The sequence below is a fragment of the Actinomadura sp. BRA 177 genome, from assembly GCF_013372625.1.
Taxonomy (GTDB): Bacteria; Actinomycetota; Actinomycetes; order Streptosporangiales; family Streptosporangiaceae; genus Spirillospora.
In genome coordinates this window covers 1-10,454 of the sequence record NZ_JABXFD010000227.1, presented here as the reverse complement: position 1 = coordinate 10,454, position 10,454 = coordinate 1, and the positions used below count along the sequence as shown (strand labels likewise).

12 protein-coding genes are annotated in these 10,454 nt (G+C 72.3%); 10 read left to right on the top strand and 2 right to left on the bottom strand.

Annotation, left to right across the window (positions count from 1 at the left end):
• Nucleotides 1–879, top strand: an 879-nt coding sequence (locus tag HUX53_RS08785; RefSeq protein WP_255205056.1) for an alpha/beta hydrolase, incomplete at its 5' end; no start/stop codon positions are given.
• On the opposite strand, the gene HUX53_RS08780 is transcribed toward HUX53_RS08785, so the two are convergent.
• Nucleotides 869–1,795 (bottom strand): LysR substrate-binding domain-containing protein, encoded by a 927-nt coding sequence (locus tag HUX53_RS08780; protein WP_176402656.1) that lies wholly within the window; start codon nucleotides 1,793–1,795, stop codon nucleotides 869–871. The two genes, HUX53_RS08785 and HUX53_RS08780, sit on opposite strands and share 11 nt — an antisense overlap.
• 84 nt (nucleotides 1,796–1,879) lie before the next feature.
• On the opposite strand from HUX53_RS08780, the gene HUX53_RS08775 reads away from it, so the two are divergent.
• From HUX53_RS08775 to HUX53_RS08740, 8 genes are all read left to right on the top strand, one after another.
• Nucleotides 1,880–3,316, top strand: coding sequence for a 2-hydroxymuconic semialdehyde dehydrogenase (locus tag HUX53_RS08775; RefSeq protein ID WP_176402655.1), 1,437 nt, complete (start codon nucleotides 1,880–1,882; stop codon nucleotides 3,314–3,316).
• An 11-nt stretch (nucleotides 3,317–3,327) separates the two neighbouring features.
• Nucleotides 3,328–4,113: a fumarylacetoacetate hydrolase family protein gene (locus tag HUX53_RS08770; protein WP_309237123.1), complete on the top strand. Its 786-nt coding sequence runs from the start codon at nucleotides 3,328–3,330 to the stop codon at nucleotides 4,111–4,113.
• Nucleotides 4,113–4,856: a 2-keto-4-pentenoate hydratase gene (locus tag HUX53_RS08765; RefSeq protein WP_176402654.1), complete on the top strand. Its 744-nt coding sequence runs from the start codon at nucleotides 4,113–4,115 to the stop codon at nucleotides 4,854–4,856. Before HUX53_RS08770 ends, HUX53_RS08765 begins: the two co-directional genes overlap by 1 nt.
• Nucleotides 4,856–5,290, top strand: a complete 435-nt coding sequence (locus tag HUX53_RS08760) for a RidA family protein (RefSeq protein ID WP_176402653.1) — start codon at nucleotides 4,856–4,858, stop codon at nucleotides 5,288–5,290. The genes HUX53_RS08765 and HUX53_RS08760 overlap by 1 nt, the downstream gene beginning before the upstream one ends.
• Complete coding sequence (locus HUX53_RS08755; RefSeq protein ID WP_176402652.1) at nucleotides 5,287–5,859, top strand: 3-hydroxyanthranilate 3,4-dioxygenase; 573 nt, start codon at nucleotides 5,287–5,289, stop codon at nucleotides 5,857–5,859. Before HUX53_RS08760 ends, HUX53_RS08755 begins: the two co-directional genes overlap by 4 nt.
• A 1-nt stretch (nucleotide 5,860) precedes the next feature.
• Nucleotides 5,861–6,889 carry an amidohydrolase family protein gene (locus HUX53_RS08750; RefSeq protein ID WP_176402651.1) on the top strand — a complete coding sequence of 343 codons (1,029 nt, stop codon included), beginning with the start codon at nucleotides 5,861–5,863 and terminating at the stop codon, nucleotides 6,887–6,889.
• On the top strand, nucleotides 6,886–8,139 hold the full coding sequence (gene kynU / locus HUX53_RS08745) for a kynureninase (protein ID WP_176402650.1): 1,254 nt from the start codon (nucleotides 6,886–6,888) through the stop codon (nucleotides 8,137–8,139). The genes HUX53_RS08750 and kynU overlap by 4 nt, the downstream gene beginning before the upstream one ends.
• 190 nt (nucleotides 8,140–8,329) lie before the next feature.
• Complete coding sequence (locus tag HUX53_RS08740) at nucleotides 8,330–8,533, top strand: cold-shock protein (RefSeq protein ID WP_067639228.1); 204 nt, start codon at nucleotides 8,330–8,332, stop codon at nucleotides 8,531–8,533.
• Between the two features lie 120 nt (nucleotides 8,534–8,653).
• On the opposite strand, the gene HUX53_RS08735 is transcribed toward HUX53_RS08740, so the two are convergent.
• On the bottom strand, nucleotides 8,654–9,829 hold the full coding sequence (locus tag HUX53_RS08735; protein ID WP_176402649.1) for an MFS transporter: 1,176 nt from the start codon (nucleotides 9,827–9,829) through the stop codon (nucleotides 8,654–8,656).
• A gap of 72 nt (nucleotides 9,830–9,901) precedes the next feature.
• Between HUX53_RS08735 and HUX53_RS08730 the strand changes: the two genes are divergently transcribed.
• The coding region (locus HUX53_RS08730) for a winged helix-turn-helix domain-containing protein (protein WP_217919234.1) at nucleotides 9,902–10,454 on the top strand (553 nt) is incomplete at its 3' end.

The window sequence follows — 10,454 nt, the reverse complement described above, 5'->3', positions numbered from 1 at the left end:
GGTGGGGGCGTGAGCGATCTGGGTGAGTGGCCGGGGAGCGGGCTGAGTGATGAGGAGCTGGACGTCGCCTACAACGTGCGGCGGAAGGCCGGGCATGAGCTGCTTGAGCGGCATCTCGTGCGGTACCGGGAGGAGTCCGCGCGGGCCGTTGAGGGCCTGCCGGGGTATCGCGGGGTCGTCTTCGATGAGGTGAGCGGGGAGCGGCTGGACGTCTGGGGGGTGGACGAGCGTGGGCTGCGGCCGGTGTTCGTCTTCTTTCATGGTGGTTACTGGTTCGCGCTTTCGAAGGAAGAGTCATCGTTCATGGCGCGGGCTCTTCATGAGCAGGGCATCGCGACTGTCGTGCCCGACTACACGCTTGCGCCGAAGGCCACGCTGGAGGAGATCGTCCGGCAGGCTCGGGCCTCGATCGCGTGGATTCACCGGCATGGGCGTGAATACGGGCTGGATCCCGAGCGGATCGTGGTCGGGGGGAGTTCGGCGGGCGGGCATCTGACCGGGATGACCATGGTCGGTGGGTGGCAGGACGAGTTCGGCGTTCCGGGGGATGTTGTGAAGGCCGCGCTGCCGATCAGCGGGTTGTTCGACATCCGGCCTGTCACTCGTATTTATGTGAACGAGTACGTGAAGCTGGATTTGGAGCGGGCGGCGGCGTTGAGTCCTGCCTTGCTGCCGGCCGAGCACAAGTGTCCGGCCGTGCTGGTGGTCGCGGAGAACGATGGGGACGGTTTTGTGGCGCAGTCGCGGATGTTCCAGCCGATGTGGGACGGCGCGGAACTGATGGTCGTGCCCGACCGGGACCACTTCGACGTCGTCCTCGATCTGGGCGACGCCGAGTCAGCGGTCTGCAAGGCGTTGGTCGGGCTGATCAGGCGGTGAGCGCGGCCGCCTCGTGCTGGAGGTGGTCGAGCATCAGGCGGGCCGAGGGCGTTGGGGGCCGGTGTGCCGGGAGAGTTACGCCGACCTGGCGGCGGACGGTCTCCAGCGGGAGGGGGAGCGGCGCTATGTCCGCGTCGGTGCGGGCCACGAGTTCGGGGAGCGCGGCGATCATGTCGGTGTCGCGGACCAGGGTCCGGACGGTCAGCACCGACGTGCACTCGACCAGGTTGCCGGGGAGTGTCAGGCCCGAGGCGCGGAAGACCTGTTCCAGTTCTGTGCGCAGCGCCGTCTGCTCCAGGGGGAGCACCCACGGGTAGGCCAGGAGGTCGGCCAGGCCGAGGTCCGGGAGGGCGCGGGCGGGATGGTCTCGGCGGGCGACCAGGAGGACCGGTTCGCCGTAGAGGGTGATCTGGCGGAGGCCGCGCAGGTCGTCGATCGGGTTGAGGCGGCCGAGGATCAGGTCGATCTCGCCGTCGAGGAGGCGGGGGACCTGGGCGTCGAAGGTCGCCTCCTGGACGATGACGGTGATGCCGGGGCGGTCCTTCTTCAAGGCGGCGATCGCGCGGGGGAGCAGGACGTTCGAGCCCGCCAGGAGCGTGCCGATCGTCACCGTGCCGACCTCGCCGTCCGCCAGGCCCGTGATGCGTTCGCCGGCGCGGCGCAGTTCGGCCAGGACGGCGCGGGCGTGCTCGATGAACGCGTCCCCGAACATGGTCGGTGTCACGCCGCGCGGGCCTCGGGTGAACAGGTCGACGCCGAGGATCCCCTCTACTTCGCGCAGGCTGCGGGTGACGGCGGGTTGCGCCAGGTGCAGGTGCTCGGCGGCGCGCAGGACGCTGCCGTGGTCGGCGATGGCGACGACGAGGACCAGGTGCCGGAGCTTCAGCCGTCCGTTGAGCAGGTCGATGGCGCGCATGCCGCCTTACTATCACGGGTTCGTGATAGCTCCCTGGTCGATTGGTATTTGCCAGGCATAGCTCGCGGGGCACAGGATCGATGCATGAAGGCTCAGCATTACGTCGGCGGCGTCTTCCGCTCGGACGGTCCCGCGTTCCCGCTGATCGATCCCGTGGACGGCTCCGAGCTGGGCACCGTCCCCGAGGCCACGCGGGAGGTCGTGGACGATGCCGTGACGGCGGCGGGCGCGGCGCTCAAGGGGCCATGGGGGACGATGGGCGCCGAAGAGCGCGCTGCTGTGCTCAGGCGTATCGCGGACGGGATCCAGGCGCGGTTCGAGGAATTCGTCGCGGCCGAAGTGGCCGATACGGGCCGGCCCCGGGCGTTCGCCGAGACCGTTGACGTTCCGCGTGCGGCCGGCAACTTCCGCGCCTACGCCGACCTGCTGTATGGGCGTCCTGAGCGGGCCTACACGACGCAGATCCCAGGGTGGAGTTCGGGGGCGGGGCAGGCGCTCAACTACACGGTGCGCCGTCCTCTCGGCGTCGTGGCGATCATCTCGCCGTGGAACCTGCCGCTGCTGCTGTCGACCTGGAAGATCGCTCCGGCGCTGGCATGCGGCAATGCGGTCGTCCTCAAGCCGTCCGAGGAGACTCCGTCCACCGCGACCGTCCTCGCTCAGGTCATCAACGAGGCCGGTCTGCCGGAGGGCGTGTTCAACTTGGTGCACGGGCACGGCGCGGGTGCGGTGGGCGAGTTCCTCACCGGCCACGAGGGCGTGGACGCGATCGCGTTCACCGGCGAGTCCGCGACCGGCGCCGCGATCATGCGCAACGCCGCCGACCACGTGACGCCCGTGTCGTTCGAGCTGGGCGGCAAGAATCCCGCGCTGGTCTTCGCCGACGCCGACCTCGACGCCGCCGTGGACGGGACGGTCCGCTCGTCCTTCACCCACTCCGGCCAGATCTGCCTCTGCACCGAACGTATCTACGTTGAACGGTCCGTCTTCGATGAGTTCGTCGAGAAGCTGGCCGCACGGGTGAAGGCACTCGACGGCTACGGGCCGATGATCTCGGCCGAGCACCGCGACAAGGTCCTGTCCTACTACCGGCTCGCCAAGGAAGAAGGCGCCACGATCGTCGCCGGGGGTGGCGCGCCGACCTTCAACGACGAGCGTGACGGCGGCTTCTACGTCGAGCCCACCGTCCTCACCGGGCTTCCCGAAACGGCCCGCACGGTCAGGGAAGAGATCTTCGGCCCCGTCTGCCACATCGCACCGTTCGACACCGAGGACGAGGCCCTCGCGCTCGCCAACAACAGCCCCTACGGCCTCGCCTCCACGGTCTGGACGACGAACCTGTCGCGCGCCCACCGGGTGGCGCCGAAGATCGAGACCGGCATCGTCTGGGTGAACTGCTGGAACCTGCGCGACCTGCGCACCCCGTTCGGCGGTGTCAAGGCGTCCGGGATCGGGAGAGAAGGGGGAGAGTACTCCTTGGACTTCTTCTCCGAACCCGTCAACGTCTGCATCCAGATCTGAGAGCGAGCCCAGTGACAACCAACATCGACGCGGCCGCCGAGCGGCTCCTCGGCGCCTACGCGAGCGGCACGCCGTGCGCGCCCGTCCGCGACCTGATCACGACGGCGGACGACGCCTACGCCGTCCAGGACAAGGTCACCGAGGGCTGGCTCGGCGAGGGCCGCCGCCTCGCCGGACGCAAGATCGGCCTCACCTCCAAGGCCGTCCAGCGGCAGATCGGCGTGGACAGCCCCGACTTCGGGATGCTGTTCGCCGACATGGCAGTCCCGGACGGCGAGGAGATACCCGCGGGTACCGTCCTCCAGCCGCGCGCCGAGGCCGAGGTCGCGCTCGTCCTCGAACACGACCTGACGCACGAGCGGCACACGGTCGCCGACGTCATCCGCGCGACCGCGTTCGCGCTGCCCGCCATCGAGGTCGTCGGCAGCCGCGTCCGCGACTGGGACATCACGCTCGCCGACACCGTCGCCGACAACGCCTCGTCCGGCATGTACGCGCTGGGCAACCGCCCCGTCCTCCTCAAGGACGTCGACCTGCGCCTCTGCGGCATGGTCATGGAGCGGCGCGGCGAGCAGGTCTCGACCGGCAACGGCGCCGCCTGCCTCGGCCATCCGCTGAACGCGGCGCTGTGGCTCGCCGACACGCTGGTCCACGTCGGCCGCCCCCTGCGCGCCGGCGACACCGTGCTGACCGGCGCGCTCGGCCCGGTCGTCCCGGCCGCGCCCGGTGAGGTGTTCGAGGCCCGCATCGACGGGCTCGGCGACGTCCGCGTCGCATTCGGCAAGGAGGAAGCCTGATGGTGGACGTGCATGCGCTCGCGACGACGCTGGACGACGCCGTCCGCGAGGTGCGGGCGGTGCCGAAGCTGACTGATACGGCGCCGTTCGACGTGCCCGCCGCCTACGCGGTGCAGCGGGTCGGGATCGAGCGCCGCCGCCGGAGGGGTGAGCGCCTCACCGGGGTCAAGATGGGGTTCACCAGCCGCGCCAAGATGGTGCAGATGGGCGTGGACGACGTCATCTGGGGCCTGCTCACCGACGGGATGCTCGCCGAGTCGTCCGTGGACGTGTCGCGCCTCATCCACCCGCGCATCGAGCCGGAGATCGCCTACCTGATCGGACGCGAGGTCCGCTCGGTCGCCGAGGTCGAGTCGGCCGTCGCCGGTGTCGCGGTCGGGTTCGAGGTGCTCGACTCGCGCTACCAGGATTTCAAGTTCACCCTCGCCGACGTGATCGCCGACAACGCGTCGGCGGCACGGTTCGGGTACGGGGCCTGGCACAAGCCGCGCGACCTGTCGAACGCCGGGCTGCTGATGGAGATCGACGGGCGTCCCGTGCAGGCCGGCTCGTCCGCCGCGATCCTCGGCGACCCGGCGCGGTCGCTCAGGGCGGCGGCGCGGCTCGCGCTCGGCGCCGGGATGAAGCTCGAACCCGGCTGGATCGTGCTCGCCGGCGCCGCGACCGCCGCCGTCCCGCTGCCGAAGGACGCGCACGTCCGCGTCACCGGTGCCGGGCTCGGAAGTGTGGAGGTGACGACGTGATGGGCGACGCGTTCCTCGTGGACGGCAAGGCCAAGCCGCGAGGACGGTTCCCGCACGTCAAGCGCGCCGGCGACTTCGTGTTCGTGTCCGGGACGAGCTCGCGCCGCCCGGACGGGACGTTCGTCGGGGCGGCCGCCGACCCGATGGGCGTCACCGACCTCGACATCCGGGCGCAGACCCGCGCCGTCATCGAGAACATCCGCGACCTCCTCGCCGCCGCCGGCGGGGGCCTGCCGGACGTCGTCAACGTCACCACCTACCTGGTGAGCATGAACGACTTCGGCGGCTACAACGAGGTCTACGGCGAGTACTTCGACGAGACCGGCCCGGCGCGCACGACCGTGGCCGTCCACCAGCTCCCGCACCCGCACCTGCTCATCGAGATCTCGTGCGTCGCCCACATCCCCCGCACCGGTAAGGAGGCCGGAGCATGACCCTGCCGCAGCTGTCGTTCGGACGGCCGTTCAACTTCGAGTCCTGGATCGACGAGCACCGCGACCTGCTGAAGCCGCCCGTCGGCAACGTCCAGGTGTTCGACGACGCCGGGCTGATCATCATGGTCGTCGGCGGCCCCAACCAGCGGACCGACTTCCACGACGACCCCACCGAGGAGTTCTTCTACCAGCTCAAGGGCAACATGGTGCTGCGCGTCATGGAGGAGGAGGGCCGCCCGCCGGTGGACGTGCAGATCAACGAGGGCGACGTGTTCCTGCTGCCGCCGCACGTCCGGCACTCGCCGCAGCGGCCCGAGGCCGGGTCGATCGGCCTGGTCGTGGAGATCCCGCGGCCGGAGGGGCTCACGGAGGCGTTCGAGTGGTACTGCACCGAATGCCACCACCTCGTCCACCGCGCCGAGCTGCAGGTCGCCTCGATCGTGGACGACCTGCCGCCCGTCTTCGAGGGCTTCTACGGCAGCGACCGCAAATGCCCGGACTGCGGCGCCGGCCACCCGGGCCGGAAGTGGCCGCAGACCATGACCCCGACCACGGCGCCCCGGGTCTGACATGACCGTCATCGACGTCCACGCCCATGTCTTCCCGCAGATCAGCCGTGACGAGGGCCGCATCCTCGCCGACGACGGCCAGCCCTGGCTGCGCGTCGACGGGGGCGGCACCGGCATGATGATGTCCGGCGGCGACGAGTACCGGCCGGTCGGCGAGGCGCTCTGGGACGCCGCGCGCCGCGTCGCCGACATGGACGCGGCGGGCGTGGACGTCCAGGCCGTCTCGTCCACCCCGCTCATGTTCGGGTACGCCGCCGAGCCGTCCCGCGCCGCCGACTGGTGCGACCTCGTCAACGAGCGCATCCTCGCCTTCTGCGCGGACGCCCCCGACCGGCTGCTGCCGCTCTGCCAGGTCCCGCTGCAGGACCCGTCGCTCGCCTGCCAGGTCGCGACGCGCGCGAAGGCGGCCGGGCACCGCGGCGTCCACATCGGCAACCACGTCGGCGACCGCAACCTCGACGACGAGGGCATCACCGCGTTCCTCGCCCACTGCGCCACGCTCGGCCTGCCCGTCCTCGCGCACCCGTGGGACATGCTCGGCGCCGACCGGATGCGCGGCCACATGCTGCCGTGGCTGTCCGGGATGCCCGCCGAGACGCAGTTGAGCATCCTCGGGCTGATGCTGTCCGGCGCGTTCGAGCGCATCCCCGCGTCGCTGCGGCTGTGCTTCTGCCACGGCGGCGGCTCCTTCGCGTTCCTGCTCGGGCGGGCCGACAACGCCTGGCACCGCCGCGACATCGTCCGCGCCGACTCGCCGCGCCCGCCGTCGGAATACGTCAGCCGGTTCCATGTCGACTCCGCCGTGTTCGACCCGCGCGCGCTCCGCCTCCTCGTGGACGTGATGGGCCCCGAACGCGTCATGCTCGGCACCGACTACCCGTTCCCGCTCGGCGAGATGGAGCCGGGCGCGACCATCCGCGCCTGCCCCGGGCTGGACGACGCCGACCGTGCCCGGCTGCTCGGCGGCAACGCGGAGGCGTTCTTCGCGCCCGCCCACGACCTTGTGACCACCGAAGGAATGACCCAGTGAGCTTGGAAGACGAGGCTCGGCGGCTCGACGAGACCGACCCGCTGCCGACGCTGCGCGGCGAGTTCCGCGTCCCGCCCGCGCCCGGCGGGACGTACGAGGAGGCCGCGTACTTCGCCGGCAACTCGCTCGGCCTCCAGCCGCGCGTCGTCGCGGAACGGCTCCGCGAGGAACTGGACGACTGGGCGTGGCTCGCCGTCGAGGGCCACACGCAGGCCCGCCGCCCGTGGGTCGACTACCACGAGCTGCTGCGCGAGCCCGCCGCCCGGCTCGTCGGCGCGCGGCCGCACGAGGTCGTCGCGATGAACTCGCTCACCGTCAACCTGCACCTGATGATGGCGAGCTTCTACCGGCCGTCCGGGCCCCGCACCCGCATCGTGATCGAGGACTCGGCGTTCCCGTCCGACTCGTACGCGGTCGCCAGCCAGGCCGTCCACCACGGGCTCGACCCCGCCGAGACGGTGGTGCGGCTGAAGCCCCGTCCCGGCGAGGACAACCTGCGCACCGAGGACGTCCTCGGCTTCCTCGAACGCGAGGGCGGCACGGTCGCGCTCGTCCTGCTCGGCGGCGTCAACTACCTGACCGGCCAGCTCATGGACATGCCCGCGATCACCAAGGCGGGCCGCGCCGCCGGCGCCGTCGTCGGCTGGGACCTCGCGCACGCCGCCGGGAACGTCCCGCTCCGCCTGCACGACTGGGACGTCGACTTCGCCGCCTGGTGCACCTACAAGTACCTGAACAGCGGGCCCGGCGCGGTCGCGGGCTGCTTCGTCCACGAGCGGCACGTCCGGGACGCGTCCGTGCCGAAGCTGGCCGGCTGGTGGGGGACCGACCCGTCCGTCCGGTTCCGGATGGACCCGGACATCGCGCCGCCCGCGTCCGCCGACGCCTGGCAGCTGTCCAACCCGCCGATCATGGCGCTCGCGCCCGTCCTCGCCTCCCTGGAGATCTTCGACCGGGTCGGGATGGACGCGTTGCGCGCCAAGAGCGAGCGGCTCACCGGCCACCTGGCGTCCCGGCTCGCCCCGGTCCGCGGTGTGGAGATCATCACCCCGGCCGACCCGGCGGCGCGCGGCACCCAGCTGTCCCTGCGGGTCGCGGACGCGGGCGGGCTCGTCCGGCGGCTCGCCGAGGCCCATGGCGTGGTCGCCGACGCCCGCGAACCCGATGTCGTCCGGCTCGCGCCCGTCCCGCTGTACTGCACGTTCCACGACTGCCACCGCGCCGCCGAGGCGCTCGGGGATCTTGTTTAGGTGTGTCGGTGCATAAGCGGGGCCGGTATCGGGTAGGTTCGGGGGCGTTGCACGATGGCGTCGGCCCGTCCGGCGTCGAGCAGTCTCGAAGCGTTCTCCTCCGGGTGACCGGCGGACGTGGGATGAGTCCGCTTGCAGCCCGGTCCGCCGCCCGGCGGGCCGGTGAGTTACACCCAGAAGGAAAAACAGCATGGCCGAAGGCACCGTGAAGTGGTTCAACGCCGAAAAGGGCTTCGGGTTCATCGCGCCTGACGGCGGCGGCCCCGACGTGTTCGTCCACTACTCGGCGATCACCACCAACGGGTACCGCAGCCTCGACGAGAACCAGCGCGTCGGGTTCGAGATCACCCAGGGCCAGAAGGGCCCGCAGGCCGAGGGCGTCTACCCGCTCTAAGGCGCACTTGATCTAGACCCGTGAAAGGCCGGGGACGCTCGCCGTCCCCGGCCTTTCGCGTCCCCGCCGCCGGACGCCCCGGCCCTTCGCCGCCCCACGTCCCCGACGCGCCGCCGGACGCTAGTGCAGGGTCTTCTCGGACGGCTTGGACGTGGGCGCGCCAGGGGCGGTATCGCGGGGGCGGAGGGCGCCGGCGGTCAGGGTCATCACCGCGACCACGCAAGTGATCATCGCGAAGGCGGCCGGGTAGGAGAGGGCGCCCGCCGTCCAGCCGGTGACGGCCGGGGCGGTCAGGCCGGACAGGTAGGTGATGGTCGCCACGCCCGCCACGCCCTCGCCGGGTGTCGCGCCGGTGCCGGCCGCCGCCGCGAACACCAGCGGGACGACGGTGGCGATCCCGATGCCGATGAGCGCGAACCCGCTGATGGCGAGCCAGGGCGTGCGCGCCGCGACCACCAGGATGCCGCCGAGCACCGCGACCGAGCCGCCGCAGCGGACGACCGCCGCCGGGCCGAACCGGCGCACGATCCGGTCGCCCGCCAGCCGGGTGCCCGCCATGCAGGACATGAAGATCGTGTACGCGGCGGCGGCGAGGCCGGGGCCCGCGTCCGCGACCTCGGTGAGGTAGACGGCGGACCAGTCGGCGCTCGCGCCCTCGGCGAACGTCCCGCAGAACCCGACCACGCCGATCGCGAGGACGGCCCTGGTCGGCAGCGCGAAGCGGCGCGGCGCCGGGACGCCCTCGGACGGGCGGTCCGCGAGCAGCCCCCGTCCGGCCAGCGTCCCCGCCGCCAGCAGGACCAGCGCGACCAGCCCGAGGTGCAGCCGGGCGTCGACCCGGGCGTGCGCGGCGGCGATGCCGATGCCGCCCGCGGCGAGGCTGCCGACGCACCACAGGCCGTGCAGCCCCGACATGAGCGGGCGGCGCACGTGCCCCTCGACCGCGACGCCGTGCGAGTTCATGACGACGTCCGACATGCCGGCGGTGGCGCCGAACAGCAGCATCACCGCGAACAGCCAGCCGGGCGCGGGCGCGAGCGCGGGCAGGGCGAGGGCCGCGCACCACGCCGCGATCAGCAGCCGGACGGTGCGGCGCTCGCCGATCCGGTGCGCCAGCCGGCTCGCGGTGGGCATCGCGGCGAACGCGCCGATGGACGGGCAGAGCAGCGCGAGGCCGAGGACGCCGGGGGAGAGGTCGAGACGGTCCTGGATCCAGGGGAGGCGGGTGGCGAGGGTGCCCGATACGGCTCCGTGGACGGCGAAGACCGCACCGATCGCGCGGTGGTGACGGTTCATGGGCGTAGAAACTAACAGGCAGGCTTCCTGATGAAAAGCGAATAAGCAGGAACCCTGACTATTATGTGGGCCGTGAAGACCGCCGACCCCACGATGGCCCGCGCGATCAACGACCGGCTCGCGCTCGACCTGCTGCTCGACCGCGGCCCGCTGACCGCGCCGCAACTGCGCGCGCTGACCGGGCTGTCCCGGCCGACGGTGTCCGACCTGATCGAGCGGCTGCGGGACGGCGGGCTGATCGAGGTCGCGGGGGAGACCGGCGCCGACCGGCGGGGCCCGAACGCCCGGCTCTACGGCCTGGTCGCCGGCCGCGCGCACGTCGCCGGGGTGGACGTGCGCCGCGACGCCGTCCACGTCACCGTCGCCGACATCGCCGGGAACGAGTCCGGCACCGTGTCGCGCCCGCCGCCGCCCGGCCCGGACCTGGCCGCGCCCGCCGCCGCCGCGGCGGACGAGGCGGCGGGCGGCCGCGCCCCGCCCACGGTCGCGCCCGGCCCCCCCGGCCTCCTCCACCCCCGCACCCGCCGCGCCCCCGCCAGCGGCCTCCCCGGCCGCCGGCCCGACCCCGGCGCCCCCCTCCAGCACCCGCCCGCCCCGCCGGCGCCCGCTGCGACCCAGCCGCAAC

Coding starts and splice junctions, on each gene's coding strand:
- HUX53_RS08780 (WP_176402656.1), bottom strand. CDS start 1,795: ATGCGCGCCATCGACCTGCTCAACGGACGGCTGAAGCTCCGGCACCTG.
- HUX53_RS08775 (WP_176402655.1), top strand. CDS start 1,880: ATGAAGGCTCAGCATTACGTCGGCGGCGTCTTCCGCTCGGACGGTCCC.
- HUX53_RS08765 (WP_176402654.1), top strand. CDS start 4,113: ATGGTGGACGTGCATGCGCTCGCGACGACGCTGGACGACGCCGTCCGC.
- HUX53_RS08760 (WP_176402653.1), top strand. CDS start 4,856: ATGGGCGACGCGTTCCTCGTGGACGGCAAGGCCAAGCCGCGAGGACGG.
- HUX53_RS08755 (WP_176402652.1), top strand. CDS start 5,287: ATGACCCTGCCGCAGCTGTCGTTCGGACGGCCGTTCAACTTCGAGTCC.
- HUX53_RS08750 (WP_176402651.1), top strand. CDS start 5,861: ATGACCGTCATCGACGTCCACGCCCATGTCTTCCCGCAGATCAGCCGT.
- HUX53_RS08740 (WP_067639228.1), top strand. CDS start 8,330: ATGGCCGAAGGCACCGTGAAGTGGTTCAACGCCGAAAAGGGCTTCGGG.
- HUX53_RS08735 (WP_176402649.1), bottom strand. CDS start 9,829: ATGAACCGTCACCACCGCGCGATCGGTGCGGTCTTCGCCGTCCACGGA.